This is a genomic window from Nonomuraea salmonea (assembly GCF_042428605.1).
GTDB lineage: Bacteria > Actinomycetota > Actinomycetes > Streptosporangiales > Streptosporangiaceae > Nonomuraea > Nonomuraea salmonea.
The window spans coordinates 294,576-311,641 of the sequence record NZ_JBHMCF010000034.1 but is presented as its reverse complement, the minus strand read 5'-3'; the positions used below and the strand labels follow the sequence as shown (position 1 = coordinate 311,641).

The 17,066-nt window shown below is 72.4% G+C and carries 17 protein-coding genes; 10 read left to right on the top strand and 7 right to left on the bottom strand.

Going from position 1 to position 17,066, the window contains the following annotated elements:
* Positions 1 to 322: 322 nt before the first annotated feature.
* The gene (locus ACFFR3_RS29270) at positions 323 to 1,414 is read right to left on the bottom strand and encodes a glycosyltransferase (RefSeq protein WP_364370202.1); all 1,092 of its coding nucleotides are present in this window, start codon (positions 1,412 to 1,414) and stop codon (positions 323 to 325) included.
* Positions 1,415 to 1,452: 38 nt separating this feature from the next.
* On the opposite strand from ACFFR3_RS29270, the gene ACFFR3_RS29265 reads away from it, so the two are divergent.
* The 3 genes from ACFFR3_RS29265 to ACFFR3_RS29255 all read left to right on the top strand — a co-directional run bounded on the left by ACFFR3_RS29265 (position 1,453) and on the right by ACFFR3_RS29255 (position 6,866).
* A complete protein-coding gene (locus ACFFR3_RS29265) occupies positions 1,453 to 2,271 on the top strand; it encodes a PIG-L deacetylase family protein (RefSeq protein ID WP_364370199.1) in 819 nt (272 codons plus the stop codon).
* Between the two features lie 62 nt (positions 2,272 to 2,333).
* A complete protein-coding gene (locus ACFFR3_RS29260) occupies positions 2,334 to 3,389 on the top strand; it encodes a lysylphosphatidylglycerol synthase domain-containing protein (RefSeq protein WP_364370196.1) in 1,056 nt (351 codons plus the stop codon).
* 81 nt (positions 3,390 to 3,470) lie between these two features.
* Positions 3,471 to 6,866, top strand: coding sequence for an ATP-binding protein (locus ACFFR3_RS29255; protein WP_364370193.1), 3,396 nt, complete (start codon positions 3,471 to 3,473; stop codon positions 6,864 to 6,866).
* Here ACFFR3_RS29255 and ACFFR3_RS29250 read toward each other — a convergent pair.
* Positions 6,835 to 7,356: a hypothetical protein gene (locus ACFFR3_RS29250; protein ID WP_345388761.1), complete on the bottom strand. Its 522-nt coding sequence runs from the start codon at positions 7,354 to 7,356 to the stop codon at positions 6,835 to 6,837. The two genes, ACFFR3_RS29255 and ACFFR3_RS29250, sit on opposite strands and share 32 nt — an antisense overlap.
* A gap of 167 nt (positions 7,357 to 7,523) precedes the next feature.
* Between ACFFR3_RS29250 and ACFFR3_RS29245 the strand changes: the two genes are divergently transcribed.
* Positions 7,524 to 8,057, top strand: coding sequence for a DedA family protein (locus tag ACFFR3_RS29245; RefSeq protein ID WP_345388763.1), 534 nt, complete (start codon positions 7,524 to 7,526; stop codon positions 8,055 to 8,057).
* Here the strand turns inward: ACFFR3_RS29245 and ACFFR3_RS29240 are convergent, their stop codons facing one another.
* Positions 8,058 to 8,258, bottom strand: a complete 201-nt coding sequence (locus ACFFR3_RS29240; protein WP_345388765.1) for a YegP family protein — start codon at positions 8,256 to 8,258, stop codon at positions 8,058 to 8,060.
* A gap of 110 nt (positions 8,259 to 8,368) precedes the next feature.
* On the opposite strand from ACFFR3_RS29240, the gene ACFFR3_RS29235 reads away from it, so the two are divergent.
* On the top strand, positions 8,369 to 9,208 hold the full coding sequence (locus ACFFR3_RS29235; RefSeq protein WP_364370186.1) for a D-alanyl-D-alanine carboxypeptidase family protein: 840 nt from the start codon (positions 8,369 to 8,371) through the stop codon (positions 9,206 to 9,208).
* A 104-nt stretch (positions 9,209 to 9,312) separates the two neighbouring features.
* Here the strand turns inward: ACFFR3_RS29235 and ACFFR3_RS29230 are convergent, their stop codons facing one another.
* Positions 9,313 to 10,104: a hypothetical protein gene (locus tag ACFFR3_RS29230; protein WP_379484183.1), complete on the bottom strand. Its 792-nt coding sequence runs from the start codon at positions 10,102 to 10,104 to the stop codon at positions 9,313 to 9,315.
* Positions 10,105 to 10,297: 193 nt separating this feature from the next.
* On the opposite strand from ACFFR3_RS29230, the gene ACFFR3_RS29225 reads away from it, so the two are divergent.
* Positions 10,298 to 10,591 carry a hypothetical protein gene (locus tag ACFFR3_RS29225; protein ID WP_345388771.1) on the top strand — a complete coding sequence of 98 codons (294 nt, stop codon included), beginning with the start codon at positions 10,298 to 10,300 and terminating at the stop codon, positions 10,589 to 10,591.
* Positions 10,592 to 10,598: 7 nt separating this feature from the next.
* Here ACFFR3_RS29225 and ACFFR3_RS29220 read toward each other — a convergent pair whose 3' ends face one another.
* Positions 10,599 to 10,841, bottom strand: coding sequence for a DUF4235 domain-containing protein (locus ACFFR3_RS29220; RefSeq protein WP_364370180.1), 243 nt, complete (start codon positions 10,839 to 10,841; stop codon positions 10,599 to 10,601).
* A gap of 72 nt (positions 10,842 to 10,913) precedes the next feature.
* Between ACFFR3_RS29220 and ACFFR3_RS29215 the strand changes: the two genes are divergently transcribed.
* Entirely contained in the window at positions 10,914 to 11,054 is a 141-nt protein-coding gene (locus tag ACFFR3_RS29215) for a hypothetical protein (RefSeq protein WP_379484182.1), read from the top strand.
* 14 nt (positions 11,055 to 11,068) lie between these two features.
* Here the strand turns inward: ACFFR3_RS29215 and ACFFR3_RS29210 are convergent, their stop codons facing one another.
* Together ACFFR3_RS29210 and ACFFR3_RS29205 are read right to left on the bottom strand one after the other, a co-directional pair.
* The gene (locus ACFFR3_RS29210; protein WP_379484181.1) at positions 11,069 to 11,899 is read right to left on the bottom strand and encodes a TrmH family RNA methyltransferase; all 831 of its coding nucleotides are present in this window, start codon (positions 11,897 to 11,899) and stop codon (positions 11,069 to 11,071) included.
* Positions 11,892 to 12,665, bottom strand: a complete 774-nt coding sequence (locus ACFFR3_RS29205) for a DUF4184 family protein (protein ID WP_379484180.1) — start codon at positions 12,663 to 12,665, stop codon at positions 11,892 to 11,894. Before ACFFR3_RS29205 ends, ACFFR3_RS29210 begins: the two co-directional genes overlap by 8 nt.
* 142 nt (positions 12,666 to 12,807) lie before the next feature.
* On the opposite strand from ACFFR3_RS29205, the gene ACFFR3_RS29200 reads away from it, so the two are divergent.
* From ACFFR3_RS29200 to ACFFR3_RS29190, 3 genes are all read left to right on the top strand, one after another.
* The gene (locus tag ACFFR3_RS29200; protein ID WP_364370168.1) at positions 12,808 to 13,446 is read left to right on the top strand and encodes a cation diffusion facilitator family transporter; all 639 of its coding nucleotides are present in this window, start codon (positions 12,808 to 12,810) and stop codon (positions 13,444 to 13,446) included.
* Between the two features lie 225 nt (positions 13,447 to 13,671).
* On the top strand, positions 13,672 to 15,354 hold the full coding sequence (locus tag ACFFR3_RS29195; protein WP_345388781.1) for a substrate-binding domain-containing protein: 1,683 nt from the start codon (positions 13,672 to 13,674) through the stop codon (positions 15,352 to 15,354).
* A 111-nt stretch (positions 15,355 to 15,465) separates the two neighbouring features.
* The gene (locus tag ACFFR3_RS29190; RefSeq protein ID WP_379484179.1) at positions 15,466 to 17,052 is read left to right on the top strand and encodes an RNA polymerase sigma factor; all 1,587 of its coding nucleotides are present in this window, start codon (positions 15,466 to 15,468) and stop codon (positions 17,050 to 17,052) included.
* The last annotated feature ends 14 nt before the right edge of the window (positions 17,053 to 17,066 follow it).

The following is a 17,066-nucleotide window of genomic DNA, read 5'->3' as shown; positions in this document are numbered from 1 at the left end:
CCTATGGAGAACCGCCGGCGCAGCCGAACTGACCGAGCCCGACGCCCACCCACCCCACCCAAGGGACACCCACCACCAGGGCGAGCGTTCGCTACGTGGCGCGGAGGGTGAGGGCGTGGGTGTAGACGCGGCCGAAGACGTCGAGCACGACGTCCGATTAGCCCGCCCCTCTCCCACCCAAAGGACGCCCGCCTTCACCGAGGCGAGCCCCCGCTACAAGGCGCGGAAAGCGTCGGTGCAAGCGCGACCGAAGACGTCAAACACCACGTCCCACGAGCCCACCCCACCCAAAGGACACCCGCCATCACCAAGGCGAGCCTCGTTACGAGGTGCGGAGGGTGAGGGCGTGGGTGTAGGCGTGGTCGAAACCGTCGAGGACGGCTTCCCAGGAGCCGGCGGTCGGTGGGGTGGTGCGGTTGTGGGCGGCGATGGCCACCCGCAGCTCCGGGTCGCGGCACAGGCGGGCGACCGCCCTGGCCAGATCGCCCAGCGTGCGGCCCAGCAGGCCCTCGACGCCGTCCTTGACGAAGTCGGCGACGCCGCTCTGCGCCCGCGCCACCACCGGCAGCCCGGCCGCGCGCGCCTCGAGGGCGGCGATGCCGAACGACTCGCGTGGCGCCGGCGCCACGAACACGTCGGCCGACTCCAGCACCTTGGCGATCTGCTCCCGGGTGTAGCGCCCGGGAAGGGACACCCAGGACGCCATGCCGTGGCGCTCCAGGAACCGCTCCATCTGCCCCCGTGCCGGCCCGTCGCCGACGATCGTGGCCCGCATGGGGATGTGGGCGGGCACCTGGGACCGGGCCGCCAGCAGCAGCTTCAGCAGGCGTACCGGCTGCTTGCGCGGAGCCAGCCGTCCGACGGCGACGACGTGCACGTCGGACCGGGAGTCCGGCGCGCCGGGCGGCGGCGCCCAGCCGGACAGGTCGAGCCCGTTGGAGACGACGCGGACCGGCACCAGCGGCCCGGCCACCGCGCGGATCGGGGCGGCCGCGGCGTTGCTGACCGTGGTGGCCACCAGCCGCCACCGCTCCCACCCGTACGCCAGCCGGAGCAGCCGATAGAGCGCCCGCGTCACCGGATCCCACATGCTGTGCACGGTCACCACGCACGGCACACCGGCGCGATGCGCGGCCCGCACCCCCATCCACGCGAACGGCGACACCGCCCCCGCGTGCACGTGGACGACGTCGGGACGCGCCGAGGTGATGCGCCGCGTGAGATGCCCCACCCCGAACGGGTGGACGGGCAGGTCGAACGGCATCGGGGCGACGATCCTGTGCACACCGGGCAGCGGCTCTCCCCTGGTCGCCGTGGCCACCGACACCTCGTGCCCGGCCTCCCGCTGCACGCGCACGAGATCGGCGACCTGGACCTCGATCCCCCCGAGTCGCGGCAGGTAACAGTCACTCACGTGAAAGATCCGCACCCCTCCCAGACTAATCTGGGCCTGTGCCTCCACGTACCGCTGTGTTCTTCCATGCCCACCCCGACGACGAGGCCCTGCTGACGGCGGGCACCATGGCGATGCTCGCGGCCGAAGGACACCGCGTGGTGCTCGTGGTGGCCACCGCGGGCGAGCGCGGCCTGGCCGAGATGGAGCCGGGCGACGAGCTGGGCGAGACCCGGCTCAAGGAGCTGTACGAGTCGGCCGCGCTGCTGGGCTGCGCCCGCGTCGAGTGCCTCGGCTACGGCGACTCGGGCCTGAGCCCGCAGGGCGGCGTCGCCGACGAGCGCCCCGACAACGCCTTCATCGACGCCGACACCGAGGCGGCCGCCAAGGCGCTGGCCGCGATCCTCCAGGAGGAGCGGGCCGACCTGCTGACCATCTACGACCCGGCGGGCGGCTACGGGCATCCCGACCACGTGCAGGTGCACCGGGTGGGCAGGCGGGCGGCGAAGATCGCGGGCACGGAGATCGTCCTGGAGGCGACGGTCAACCGCGACCCGCTGGTGCGGCTGCTGAAGCTGGCGGGGAAGGTCTACCGGTTCCCGCCGGAGTTCGACGTCCGCACGTTCGAGAGCGCGTACTCACCGGGCGAGGCCATCACCCACCGCGTCAACGTCCGCCGCTACGCCCGCCAGAAGCGGGCGTCCATGGCCGCGCACGCCTCGCAGGCCAGCGGCGGCGACAGCGACCGCACGCTCGCCGTGATGCTCAAGGTCCCGCGCCCGCTCTACCGCTTCGTCTTCGGCACCGAGTGGTACGTCCGCCGCGACCTGCCGCCGGGAGCCCGCCTGCGTCATCCCTTCGACGGGTGGCCCGCCTGATACCTACGCCTCATACCTGGGGGTGACGCGCGGCCCGCTGCCAACCGGCAGACTGGACCCCGATGAAGAACAAGTGGCTGCAGATCGCCTTGTCCGTGCTCTCGCTCGGCCTGGCCGTGCTGCTCGTCGTCTACCTGCCGGAGATCGTGCGGGCGCTGACCGGCAAGCCGGTCTCGTGGAGCGAGATCGGGGCGCTGTTCGCCACCCTCGGCGGCGGCGAGATCGCGCTGATGACGGCGCTGTGGCTGCTCAGCCTGCTGTCCTACACGTTCGTGCTGACCAGCTCGCTGCCGGGGCTCAACAACCTCCAGGGCCTGGCGCTCAACGCGGCGGGCAGCGCGGTGAGCAACCTGCTGCCGTTCGGCGGGGCGGTGGGCGTGGCGCTGTCGTTCGCGATGACGAAGGGCTGGGGGTTCACGAGCCGGGCGTTCGTGGTGATGACGCTGGTCAGCGGCATCTGGAACACGTTGTTCAGGTTCGTCCTGCCGGCCGTGGGCATCATCGCGCTGCTCGCCGCGGGCAAGGCGCCCAACTCCACCGTCGCCAACGCGGGCTGGACGGGCGCGATCTCCATTCTCGTGCTGTGCCTGGTCGTGGCCGCGGCCCTCTACTGGGACCGCGCCGCGCGGGCGCTCGGCAGGGCGCTCGACGGCCTCACCCGGCTGCTGCGGCTGAAGGTGCACGCCTCGGAGGCGTTCCACCGGCTGCGCGCCGACACCGCGGGCGTCGTACGCACCCGGTGGCCCGGGCTGTCGCTCGGCATGGTGTTCTTCCTCGGCTTCCAGTGGGCCATCATGGCGGCCTGCATGTCGGCCACCGGCGCCTGGCCCGGCCTCGCCGAGTCGATCGCCGTCTTCGCGCTGTCGCGGGTGCTGACCAGCGCCCTGATCACGCCGAGCGGCGCCGGGATCATGGAGAGCGGGGTGGCCGCGCTCCTCATCGCCTTCGGCGTGGGCGCCACGCCCGCCATCGCCACCGCACTGCTTTTCGGCTTCTGGACTTACACTATCGAGATCCCGTTCGGCGGCCTGGCTCTCGGCGCCTGGGCACTGCTGCGCAGGCGCGGCGGCCGGGACGCCGGCGCGGAGCCCCCGTCCGCGATCTCGAAGGCCACCTAGTGACAATCCCAAACCCATCGCGTGCTAATCGACCACGGCCCTTGTGCGTGATTCGTAGGCCCGCATAGCGTGGCGGCTGACATGGTGGCGTTCCGAGTTCTGGGGCCAGTCGAGGCGTACGAACACGACGACGAACTCGACCTCGGCGGGTTGCGACAGCGGGCCGTCCTGGCCCGCCTGCTCGTGGCCAGAGGTCAGGTCGTGCCCGTTGACACACTTCTTTACGATCTGTGGGACGACGACGCGGCAAAAGGCGCGCAGTCGGGCCTGCAGGTCTACATCTCGCGCCTGCGCAGGGTGCTGGAGCCGGGCCGTCCGCGCGGCGGCCCCAACCGGCTGCTGGTGACGGTCGCGTCCGGCTACGCGCTGCGCGTGGCGTCCGACCAGGTCGACGCGCTCAGGTTCGAGCAGCTCGTGCGCGCGGCCGGCGAGCACCTCGAAGAGGGCGATCCGCAGGCCGCCAGAGGCCGCCTGGAGAAGGCGCTCGGGCTGTGGCGCGGCACCCCCTACTCCGACTTCGCCGACCAGGCGTGGGCGGAGGCCGAGGTCAACCGGCTGACCGAGCTGCGCCTGGTCTCCCGCGAGCGCCACGCCGACACGGGGCTGCGGCTGGGGCTGCACGCCGAGACCGTCCCCGACCTCGAGGCGCTCACCACCGAGCATCCGCTGCGCGAGGAGGGCTGGCGGCTGCTGGCGCTCGGCCTCTACCGCTGCGGCCGGCAGGGCGACGCGCTGGCCGCGCTGCGCAGGGCGCGCAACATCCTGGCCGACGAGCTGGGCATCGACCCCGGCCCGGCGCTGCGCAAGCTCGAGTCCGACATCCTGGCCCAGTCGCCCGAGCTCGACCTCGCTCTGCCCGCCCGCGCCGCCAGGCCGGCCGCGCCCGTCACCGACACCTGGCCGCCGCGGCCCGCCGCGCACATCGAGCCGCCGCCGCTGGAGCCCGAGCCGTTCGTCGGCCGCGACGCCGAGCTGGCCAGGCTCACCACCGCGGCCTCGCGCACCGGCAGGTTCCAGGTCGCGGTCGTCACCGGTGTGGCGGGAGCGGGCAAGACGACGCTGCTGCGCCAGCTCGAAGGCAGGCTCGCCGCCGACGGCTGGACCACCGCGTCGGGTGCCTGCCCCGACTCCAGCGCCACCCCGCCGGGCTGGGCGTGGGTGGAGATCCTGCGCACGTTGATCGACATGACCGGCGCGGGCGAATACGCGCAGTTGCTCGCGCCGCTGCTCGACGACGCCGCCCCCGACCCCGACGAGGACGAGGCGTCCGGCGGGTTCCGGCTGCACCGCGCGGTCGGCGGCTACCTCGCCGGCGTGGCGCGGCGGGGGCCCGTGCTGCTGACACTCGAAGACCTCCACTGGGCCGACGACCAGACGCTCGCGCTGCTGCGCGCGCTGCCCAGCCTGCTCGCGACCAGCCGGGTGCTGCTGGTGGTGACGTGCAGGGAGAGCGAGCTGGACGACCGCCAGTCCGACGTGCTGGCCGCGCTGGCCAGGCTCGGTCCCGTACGCGTGGGGCTGTCGGGGCTCGACCCGAAGGCGGTGGCCGAGCTGGTCAAGGCCACCTGCGTACGCGAGATCGACGAGGACGCGGTCGAGTCCATCGTCGAGCGCACCGGCGGCAACCCGTTCTTCGTCCGCGAGACCGTGCGCCTGCTCGACTCCGAGGGCGCGGCCGACCGCGCCAGCGCCACCGAGGTGCTCTCGCAGGTGCCGTCCGGCGTGCGCGACGTGCTGCGGCGGCGCATCTCGCGGCTGCCCTCGGGCGCGCAGCAGATCCTGCTGCAGGCCGCGGTCATCGGCCGCGACGTCGACCTCGACGTGCTGATCGCGGTGGCCGGCGACGAGGACGCGGTCATCGAGGCCGTCGAGGCGGCGCTGCTGGCCGGCCTGGTGACCGAGCCTGGTCCCGGGCTGCTGCGCTTCGACCACGACCTCGTCCGCGACACGATCTACTCCGACGCCTCGCGGCTGCGCCGCACCCGGCTGCACGCGGCGGTGGCGGCGGTCATCGAGCGGCACACGCCGTCCGACGTGGCGGCGCTGGCCCACCACTACTTCCTGGCCGACGCGGCCGGGAAGGCCGTCCACTACGCGGGCCTGGCCGCCGAGCAGGCCGAGCGGCGCTTCGCCCACCGCGAGGCGGCCACGCTGTGGGAGCAGGCGATCGCCGCGTTCGACCGCTCGCGCGCCGACGACCAGGGCGACCAGGCGCCCGAGCGGGCCAAGGAGCGGCTGCACCTGATGCTGCGGCAGATCAGGGCGCTCGCGCTGTGCGGCGACATGCACGCGGCGCGGCTGCTGCGCCGCCAGGCCATGGACGCCGCGCTGCCGCTGGGCGACCTCGAGATCACCGCGAAGGTGGCGGCGTCGCTGGCCGTGCCGCACAAGGGCATGGCGCGCGACTTCACCCGTACGGCGTGGGAGATCGTCGACGTCACCGAGCGGGCGCTCATGGAGCTGCCGGCCGGTGAGCAGCGGCTGCGCGCGAGCCTGCTGACCACGCTGGCCCTTGAGCTGGAGGGCTCCTCCTCGCCCGAGCGGGGCAGGCAGGCCTCGCTGGAGGCGCTGGAGCTGGCCCGGCAGAGCGGCGACCCCGCGCTGATCGCGGCGGCGCTGAGCGGGCGGCTGCGGCAGTCGTACGACATCCCGGCCGTCGACTCGCGCGAGAGCATCGGGCGCGAGCTGCTGGAGGTGGCGCAGCGCTCGGGGCAGATGGCCACGCAGGCGCTGGCCCACCTGGTGCTGCTGGAGTGCGCGGCGGCCAGGGGCGAGTTCGCCGCGGCCGACGAGCACGCGGCGGCCGCCGACCAGCTCGCCAAGCAGTACGACCTGTCCGCGCCCGCCGCGGTCGTCGTCTGGTACGCCGGGCAGCGGCTGATGATCTCCGGCGACTACGAGGGCGCCGAGCGGGCCTACCGCGACGCGGCCCGCATGACGGAGCGGGCCGGCATGCTGGAGGGCCGCCAGGACCTGCCGCTGATCACCACGTTCTGCCTGCACCTGGTGGCCGGGCGGGCGGCCGAGATGGTCGCGCCGCTGGCCGAGGCGCACCAGCGGGGCGCCAAGTGGACGCTCGACGCGTACGCGCTGGCCCTCGCCTCCGCCGGGCGGCTCGACGACGCCGGGGCCGTGGCCGCCACCCGGCCTCCCGTGCGGCCCGACTTCCTCTACGAGCTGGTCATGACCTGGCGGGCGCTGGCCGGCATGCTGCTCGACGACCGCGAGCGGATGGTCGACTGCTACGACAAGCTCAAGCCGTTCGCCGACCGGGTGGCGGGCGCCGGCACCGGCGTGGTCGCCCTGTGGCCGGTGGCGCTGACGCTCGGCGACCTGGCGATCCGCCTGGGGCAGCCCGACGCGGCCCGGCAGCACTACGAGAAGGCGCTGGAGGTCGCCGAGCGCATCGGCGTGCCGCGCTGGGTCGACGCGGCCCGGCAGTCGGTCAGCAGCTCACTTCGAAACGGGGGCTCTTGACGGTCTCGGCGCCCTCGGCCGACAGCTCGACCCGATACCAGCCAGGGGTGCCGTTGACCTCGGCGCGCCACTCGACGGTCCTGCCCGCCGTGGCGAAGCCGTCGTGGTCCGACAGGTAGGTGCGCCAGGTCTTGGTGGCGGGGCTGTAGCGGGTCAGCTTCCAGCGGTAGAGGACGGTGTCCTCGGGGTCGGGGTTGGCCAGGAAGGTGCGGGCCACGTACGACCCGGCGCAGCCTTCCGCGGGCAGGGTGCTCACCGTGAGGGCGCCGGGCTCCCCTGCGATGCCGCCGGCCAGCTGCTCGGAGGCGGGCATGGCACGGGCGGCCAGGGAGATCGGGGCGGGCTCGGCTGCCTTCCGCGGCTCGGCCGTGCCGGCGTTACTGTAGGCGGAGAAGCCGACGTACGCGCTGGTGAACGCCAGAGCGGCCACGAACAGCTTCGCGGCGTTCGACGTTCCGCTGGTCAGGACGGTTGCGCTTCTCGTCGGCATGGTCAGCACCCCTTTTGCTCACCCATAGAGTGAGACCGGGTGGTTGAGTAGCGGTTGTCGGTGAGTTGCACCCGTTGCGCGCTGCTTGCAACCCGGTATGGCACCGGCCGGTGGCGTGAATTAAGGTAAGGCTGGCCTAAGGATTCCAGAGGGGGGTGGGCCCGGACATGTGGTACCTGACGATGGCCGTCCCCGCTCCCACTGCGCCGTTCTGGTTCGGTTTGGAGTACTGGCAGGTCGGGGTCATCCTCATCAACGCCCTGTTCGGCGCGTTCCAGGTCTACTACTGGGTCGGCCGGAGGCTCGGCGAGAAGCTGTACGAGTCGCGCGTCGGCGTCAAGCTCGGCCGCGACCGCATCGCGAAGATCGAGGCCGTTGTCGAGCGCTGGGGCGCGCTCGCCGTCTACGGCTGCTTCTGGGTGCCGATGCTGCGCCACACGCTGCCCTGGGTGGCAGGGGCGCTGCGCGTCTCCTACCCCTGGTACGTCGTGGCCAGCGCGCTCGGCTGCCTGACCTGGGCGCCTTTGTGGTGGTTTGGGCTGACCGCCGTCGTGTGGGGATGGCTGGAGCTGGCCGCGCGGTCGCCCATCACGGCGGCCGTCGTCGCGGTGGTGGCCGTCGCCGGGGCGGCCTGGTTCATGATCCGCCGCCGGCGCCGCCGCACCACCGACGACCAGCCCTTGGTGACGCAGGACTCGTGACTACCCGGTAGCTGCCGGACTCGTCGTACGGTCCTCGATCGTCGCCTGCGGGGCGTTCCTGCGGAGGGTCTCGATGCCGTTTACGCATGCCACTTTGCTGGGGTATCCCTCCCCCACCGCCAGGGTCTGCCCGTTGTTCGCGACGAGTGCGAACCGGTATTCGCCCTGTTCATCCTCAGTGATGACGAACTTTCCCGCCATGGCCACCGCCCCCCGCCATATCGGATCTATGAAGGATTTACCCCCATCTGAGGGCGACGCGTGGCCTGGTTAGGCAAACGAATCCTTGATCTCCTGTCACCATGATTCTCATGCGTATTGGGGGTTTGATCAGCTCTGCGGTGGTCGCGCTGGTTGTCGGGTTCGGCAGCACTCCGGCCCAGGCCGCTAACGCGCCCGCCGTCAAGGCGAAAGAGGCGTACATCGTCGATTCAGCAGGAACGGTCCACCTCGGCAAGCGGGAGACCAGGCGGGTGCCGGTGGCCAGCCTGGTCAAGGTCATGACGGCGTACGTCGTGCTGCGCGAGGCCGACCTCAGCGACGTCATCACGATCAGCGCCGCCGACGTCAAGTACGCCGCCAAGGGCGGCGCCGCCACCGCCGGGCTGCGCAAGGGTGAGCGGTTCACGGTCAGGGATCTGCTGTACGCGCTCATGCTGCCCTCGGGCGCCGACGCGGCCAACGCCCTGGCCCGCCACTACGGCCCTGGCAAGACGGCCTTCATCGCCAAGATGAACCGCACCGCCCGCTCGCTCGGCCTCGCCGACACCCGCTACACGAACGCGGACGGCATGCCCACTCCCGCCAACGGCGGCTACTCCACCGCCGCCGACCAGGCCAAGCTGGCGCAGTACGCGCTGCGCAGCAGCATCTTCACGACCGTCGTCGGCGCCAAGGTGCACAGGGTGTCGAAGACCGCCGTGCACCGGGCGCACACCTGGCGCAACACCAACAAGCTCCTGTCGCGGGCGGACGGGGTGCTGGGCGTCAAGACCGGGTACACGAACGCGGCCGGCTACTGCCTGCTGTTCGCGGGCGAGCGCAACGGCCTGCAGATCGTCGGCGTCCTGCTCGGCGACCAGAACGAGCGCCGCTTCTCGACGGCGGAGAAACTCCTGGACTACGCCGGCGAACAGGTCGCCTTCGGCTGACCGGCCGACACCATCATGAGGCTTTCGGCCGACCGGCTAGGGGGTCGGCGGCCGGAGGTGCTTGCGGGCGCTTCGGCCGACCGGCGGGCGCCCGCCGGGGCCGGTCAGTCGAAGGTGATGGTGCCGTGGCCGGGATAGGCGTGCAGGCCGCTGGCGGCGCAGCCGAGGATGGCCGTGGGCGGTGCGATGCCGCCCCTGGCCCGCCGGCCGGCCAGCCAGCCCGTACGTACGGTGCCGGTGAGCAGCGTGTCGGCCGGATGCCTGGCGACCAGGTGGTCGGCCTTGATGCCCAGTTTCGAGGTGCCCGCCGGGCGTCCCGTGGCGCCGAACCAGGTGATCCTGGCGGTGCCGCGTACCCGGCGGGCGGTGGCGCACGACGCCTGGGCGGTGGCCTTGACGTTCACCCAGCCCGACCGCAGGAACGTGGCCGAGCCGTCGGGCGAGGTGCACCCGGTGAACTCCAGGTAGCCGCGCGCCGAGATGCGCCGCGTCGTCAGCCCCACCCGAGGCGCGAACGTCAGCGGCCGCCCCGACGGCGTCGACACGGCACAGGTCAGCGCCCCGCTCCGCGCCCTCTCACCCGGCCACCGAGCCACCCTGGCCTCCGACGCCGCCCCGAACATCGCTCCCAGGGACCGGCCGAGCGCCGCCCCGAAGTCCGCCCCCGCGGACCGGCCGAGCGCCGCCCCGAACGCCGGCCCGAACCCCCGTCCCGCCGAGAACCCGAACGCCGGCCCGCCCGGAGCACCGGCGGTGGCCGGCCAGAACGGCGCCGCCAGCCGGAAAGGCGCCGCCCCACCCTCCGCGGAACCGGAAGGAGACGCCGTCGTGGCGTGTGACGGCGGGGCCAGCAGCCCCGTGGCGACGGTGAGCGTGATGATCCAAGCCCCGTTCATGGACCCTCCGGCCTGCGCGATGGACGCACGTACGGTAATCGAACGATTACAGTGTGCCTCATCGGCCGCGCCGTCCGTCCTCGTCTGCGGCCGGACGCCCCGCCACGACGCCGCTGTACGTTTTCCGATGGATTCGGCCCGCCGTCCGTTGCCGAGTAGGGTGAGCCACACACCCCTCCCTAAGGACACCCTGATGGCGGAATTCTTCGAGGTCCGCACCCTGATCGAGGGTCACGAGGCGGCGGCCGAGCTGGCGCACGGCATCCTGCTCGCCGGGCTGGCCACCTCGATCGACATCGCCGAGGTCCCGCACCCGTCCGCGGCCGACGCGACGACCTGGCAGCTCACCCTCGTCACGACGGGGCAGCAGGTGCCCGCGCTCGAACGTCACATGCGCAGCATCGGGGCACGCCACCCCATCGACCGCGAGCCGATCGCCCACGACTTCAACGGCTACCCCGACTGGCTGAACGACGACAACCAGTGACGGGGGCTCACCGCCGCCGCTGAAAGGTCTTGGCCCCCGTACGCTGAACCGCGGCCCTGACCACCCCGAACACGGCTCCCTGCACGGCGGCGGCGACGAGCACCTCGGTCCACCCCCGGCTCAGGTCATCGGCATCGGGCGCCTCATCCTGCCCCGACACCATCGCCCAGGCCCGCCTGAACAACGCGGCGGCCACCGCCCCGCTCACCAGGCTCATCCCCAGCGACGTGACTTTCTCCACGGGCTGCATCCCCACTCCTTACGCTCACGTGGCGTATGCCCGTGCCCCCTGAGCCGCACTTAAACGTCCCCCAGCTCAGGCATGGCGAAAAGGCCGGAGCTCACAGCAGCGCAGGGCGCGGCGTTCGCCGCCGCCGTGGACCGGACGCTCAGAAGAACGTCACTGGTGGCGGCCCTTGCCGTGGGTGACCGGCTGGAGATGGCGCATGTCCTGACCAGCTGATCCGAGCACAGAACTCAGGCAGGGCTCTGTGCGGGGTCTGTCGCTCGCATGAGGCCGTGGCAGGCGATTGCGGCGGCGGCCACGACGTTGAGGGAGTCGACGCCGGCGGCCATCGCGTCGGGGCTCATCGGGATGCACACCGCCTCGTCGGCCTCCTGGAGCCAGTGGGAGGACAGGCCGTCGCCTTCCGAGCCGAGGAGCAGGGCCACCCGGTCCGTGAGGCGGGCGCGGTCCATGGGGGTGGCGTGCTGGTCGGGGGTGAGGGCGAGGGTGTGGTAGCCGGCTTCGCGCAGGCGGGTCAGGCCCTCGAACCAGTCGTCCATGCGGGCGTACGGGATGGAGAAGACGGCGCCCATCGAGACCTTCACGGCGCGGCGGTAGAGGGGGTCGGCGCAGCGGGGTGACAGGAGGATGGCGCCTACGCCGAGGGCCGCCGCCGAGCGGAAGATGGCGCCGACGTTGGAGTGGTCGACCAGGTCCTCCAGGACGAGGATGCGGCGGGCCGGGCCTTTGAGGAGGGTGTCGACGGAAGGCAGGGGGAGGCGTTCCATGGAGGCGAGGGCGCCGCGATGCACCTGGAAGCCGGCGATGCCGGACATGAGCTCGTCGCTGACGACGTAGACGGTGGCGTCGCCGAGGACGTCCTGCAGCGGGGTGAGCCAGCGGCGGGTGGTCAGGACGGAGCGGATCGGGTAGCCGGCGCCGATGGCCCGCCTGATGACCTTCTCGCCCTCGGCGAGGAACAGGCCGCGCTCGGCCTCAAGACTCTTGCGCAGCTCGACGTCCCGCAGCCGGGTGTAGTCGGACAGGCGGGGGTCGTCGGGGTCGGTGACGTACTCAAGCACCTTCCGATACTGCCATGCGCCGCCTGACCTGCCAGACCAGCGCATAGCAGGCGAGGACCAGGCAGAGGCCGACCACGGTGCCCGCGCCGGTCTTGGTGATGACGCCGGCGATGCCGTGGCGGGGGCTGGGCTCGTCGATGAGCGGCCACACGAGGGCGCCGGCCAGCACGCCGAGCCCGGCCACGGACAGGACGGCGGCGCGGACGCGCGCGGGCAGGCGCAGCCGCTCGGGTACGGGCGCCGCCGCCATCCCGGACAGGCCCCGCCATCCCCACCAGATCACGACGGCGAGCCCGATGGCGGACGAGACGTACTGGAGGAGGCGGTAGAGGCTGATCACCCCCAGAACGCTCACCGACAGCCAGGCCCCCCATTCGATGACGCCGGTGGAGTGGGTGAAGGAGTCCCACAGGACGTGGGTAGCGGCCCCGGTCACGGCGCCGGCCGCCATGGGGAGCAGGCGCAGCCGCTCGGGGGCGAGGAGCGCGGCCCGCCCGGCGAGCGAGGCGGGCAGCAGCGCGATCAGCGGGTCGCGCAGCACGAGGTGGAAGAACGGCAGCAGGATGAGCACGGCGAGCGGGTCGATGGTGACGACGCCCAGCCAGGAGTGCCAGTCGCTGTAGTCGGGCAGGAACGGCAGGAAGAGCGGCAGGTCGGGCACCATGGCGCCGAACGCCAGCGCCCAGGGGTCGAGATATTTGCGGATCCGGGCCGACGGCCCGATGAGCGGTAAGACGGCGGCGATGTGGCTGGGCGTGAACGGCAACAGGACCTCCCCCTCATGATCGACCCCTCATTATGCGGGCGAACCTTGATCAGGCTTTGCCGCCGCCATTCCTCGTCACGCTCCGCAGTGGGTACGGTACGTATCGCTGTCGACGGCCGGATAAGCCGGAGTTCGGGGGTTCATGGTGCCTGATCAGCGGATTCATGAGCGTCCGGCCGCGTCAGCGGACTGGCTGCGCGCGGCCCGCGCCGCTCGTACGCTCTCGCTGGTCACGCTGGCCTGGCTGGGCGTGGAGAGCGCGCTCGGCCTGGCCGCGGGGCTCGCGGCGCACTCGGTCGCGCTGATCGGCTGGGGGCTGGCGGCCCTGGTGGAGGCGGCGGCGAGCCTGATCGTGGTGTGGCGGTTCACCGGCACGCGTACGCTGTCACCGCACGCGGAGCGCACGGCCCGCCGCGCGGTGGCGGTGAGCTTCTGGCTGCTGGCCCCCTACCTGGTCCTGCACGTGGCGCATGACCTGGACGCGGGGCATCGGGCGACGCCGAGCGTGCTGGGCATCGTGGTGACGGCGGTCAGCCTGGTCAGCATGCCGGCGCTGGGCCTGGCGAAGCGGCGGCTGGGGGCGCGGCTGGCGTCGGCGGCCACGTCGGGCGAGGGCACCCAGAACCTCATGTGCGCGGCCATGGCGGCCGGGGTGCTGGCCGGTTTGTACCTGAACACACTCGGGTGGTGGTGGGTCGATCCGGCGGTGGCGGTGCTCCTCGCGGCGGTCGCCGTACGCGAGGGGCGGCGCGCCTGGATCGGTCACACTTGTTGCCATTGATGGTCACCCTGCGTCATCGTCGCACCAAAAGGGCTGTTTTGCCACAGAGACCGCACCGAGTATCGTTCCCGGAGTATTGCGGAGCATCTCCCGCTAGGGTCTCCGGACGGTCTCTAAAACACCTAAGAGGACATCGTGGGGCGACACCGCACAGACGATCTCGATGGCGACTACAGAGCCGGCGAACCCGTCCCGCGCAGACGGCCGAGGAACGGCCGTGGCAGGGTGCTCGTCCCGCTGGCCGGCGCCGTCGCCATGGCCGTCCTGCTCGGTGTCGCGGCGTTCGTCATCTTCACCCGCGACCACGACTGCTCCGGCGGCAAGCTGCCGTTGAAGGTGGTCGCCGCCCCTGACATCCAGCCCGCGCTCAACAAGATCGCCGGCCGCTACAACAAGGCGCTGCACTCGATCGACGGCAGGTGCGTCGAGGTGACGGTGGCCAAGGAGGCATCGGCGCGGACCGCGAACGCGCTCGCGGCCGGCAAGGTCACCGCCGACTTCTGGGTGGCCGACTCCAGCCTGCTCATGGAGAGCATGCGCCAGACCCCGGCCGGTGAGGCGCTGCCGCAGGTGGAGGGGTCGATCGCGACGTCGCCCGTGGTGCTGGCGGCGGCCAAGTCGGCGGCCGGCAAGCTGTCGGGCGCGCTCCAGCCGAGCTGGACCTCGATGATCGCCGCCGCGAACGTGGCCAACGTGGACGGCCCCGGCAGGAAGGTCAGGGTGCTCGCCCTCGACCCGCAGAAGAACTCCGCCGGCCTCGCCGCGCTGCTGGCCGCGGCCGGCACGGCCAAGGAGGCCGGCCAGGACAAAGCGCTGGTGGGCGCGCTCAAGGAGCTGTCGGGCCAGCTCGCCGCCGACTCGAACGCGCTGCTGGCCAGCCTGACCGTCAAGCCGGGCAGCAAGGTGCCCGTGGGCGTCACCTCCGAGCAGGCCATCTACGCGCACAACAGCAAGAAGCCGGACGCGCCGGTCGTCGCCCTCTATCCCAAGGAGGGCACGCTCAGCCTCGACTACCCGGTGACGATCCTGACGAAGGACCCGGAGGTGCTGAAGGCCGCCGCGGACTTCAAGCAGGATCTGTCCTCGGAGTCGGCCAAGCGGACGCTGCGCGAGGCGGGCTTCCGCGGCACCGACGGCAAGCCGGGCGACGTGCTGGCGGAGGGCGACGGCTTCACCCAGGACACGCCGACCGCGCTGGACCCGCCGGACGGCGCGACCGTGGCGCGCATGGTGCAGACCTGGACCCGGCTGAACCTCGGCACCCGCCTGCTCACCCTGCTCGACGTCTCGGGCACGATGGCGCTGCCGGTGCCGGGCACCGGCATGACCCGCATGCAGGCCATCAACAAGATCGCCACCGAGGGGCTCGCGCTGTTCCCGGCCGGTTCCGAGATGGGCCTGTGGACGTTCTCCACGCACCTCGACGGCAAGGGCAAGGACTGGAGGGAGGACGTCCCGGTCGGGCCGCTCAGCGAGTCGATCGACGGCGCGCTCCGCAAGGAGGTGCTGGCCACGACGTTCGCGCAGATCAAGGCCAAGGCCACCGGTGACACCGGCCTGAACGACACCGTCAAGGCGGCCTACACCCAGCTCACCAAGACGTACAAGCAGGACAAGGTCAACACCCTGCTCATCCTCACCGACGGCGCCGGCAACGACGACCCGGACGGCGGCGTCAAGAACGCCGAGCTGCTGCAGTTCCTCAAGCAGACCTACAACCCGAAGCGGCCGATCAGCATCCTGCTCATCGCGTTCGGACCGGACGCCAAGAAGGGCAAGCGGCAGATGGAGGCGCTGGCCAAGGCGACGGGCGGCGAGGCGTACATCGCCGAGGACATCCTGCAGGTCCGTGACTTCTTCCTGCAGGGCATGGAACGCCGCCTCTGCACACCGAACTGCGACGGCTGACCCTTTCGCCCTTCATGCCCGTTGGGTATGGAGGGCGAACCGGTACGAACCAGGCCGCGTCCTCTCCGCGTGGGGCTCTAGTGCCCGTACTACCCGCGGGGAGGGAAATCCGTGCCTGGATGGCCGACCATCGATCGCGCCGACGACCAGGAGCTGATCGAGGCTCTGCGGCGTGCGGACCCCGAAGCTCCCGCCACGCTCTACGACTCCTACGGCGAGCGCCTGTACGACTACGCCTACGCGATGGCCGCCGACCGCGACCTCGCCGCCGACTCCGTGCACGACGCGCTGGTCACCGCGCAGGGCTGCGTCGAGCGGCTGAAGGAGCCCGCCAAGCTGCGCGCCTGGCTGTACGCGCTGACCAGGTTCCAGGTACGCGCCCGCCTGGCCCACCGCCCCGGCACCCCGCCCGCCGGGCTGACGCTGCCCGACCCGGCCGAGCAGGACGACCCCGAGCTGGCGGACCTGGTGCACGAGACGCTGGGCGAGCTGCGCAGGGGCGAGCGCGAGGTGCTGGAGCTGTCGCTGCGCCACGGCCTGACCCCGGCGGAGGTCGGCGCGGTGCTCGGGCTGACCGGCCGCCAGTCGGCGAACCGGCTGAGCCGGGCCCGCGACCACCTGGAGATCGCGGCCGCGGCCGTCGTGCTGGCGCGGACCGGACGGGCGCACTGCCCCGACCTGTCGGCGATGGTGGACTCGTGGGAGGGCCCGCTGACCCCGCTGCTGCGGCGGCGGCTGTCGGGGCACATCGGCGGATGCGAGGTGTGCACGGAGGGGCGGCACCGGCAGGTCTCCGCGGCGCGGCTGCTGGACCTGGTGCCGGTGGCGTACCCCGGGATCTCGCTGCGCCGGCGGGTGATCGACACGTGCGTCAGCCCCGAGCTGGACCAGACGCGCGAGCTGATCACCGACCGCGGTGACAGCTTGGACCGCGCCGGGTTCCCCGTGGTGGCCGAGTCGCATCCGCGCCGGCGCCGCTCGCGCCGCGTGGGTCCGCTCGTGCTGGCCGGCGCCTGCCTGCTGGCCGCGACGGGCGCGGTGGTGGTGATCAACGGCTCGAACGCCTCCGACGTCGGCACCGCGGCCCCCCGCCCGACCGTGACCACGCCGCCGCCCGTCGAGGAGAGCCCGGAGCCGACGGAGGACCTGGAGATCGACGAGGTCGAGCCGGCCCCGACGCCGTCGCCCAGCCGTACGCCGTCGGCGGCCCCGCCCTCGCGCGTGGCCTCACGACCCGCGGCTGGGCCGCCGAGGAGAAGACCCGCACCGCCGACGGCCACCCGCCGCCGCCCCGCGCCCAGCGCCCGGCTGGTCACCACATGCCCGCAGGCGATCACCGGTGCCGGCGAGATCGGGCTGCGGGCCCGCAACGCGGCGGTCTCCTGGGTGGCGACCGCCTCGCAGGGCCTGGACGTGGTCCCGGCCAGCGGTTCGATCAAGGCGGGGGCCGCCGCGACGGTCAGGGTGACGGTCGCCGACCCGTACGAGCCGGGCACCGGACGGGTCGCGTTCACCTCGAACGCGGGCACCGCCACGTGCGCGCTGTCCTGGCAGGGCGAGGAGCTCCCCGAGCCGCCGACCGACCAGCCGACGGCGAGCGAGGAACCGTCCCCCGTGCCCACGTCGGGGGTGGCCACCTCATCCGCCGATGGGACGGATGCCGAGGGCCTGCGCAAAGCAGAAGTCAACCCGCAGTAGATTGACAAATCTGA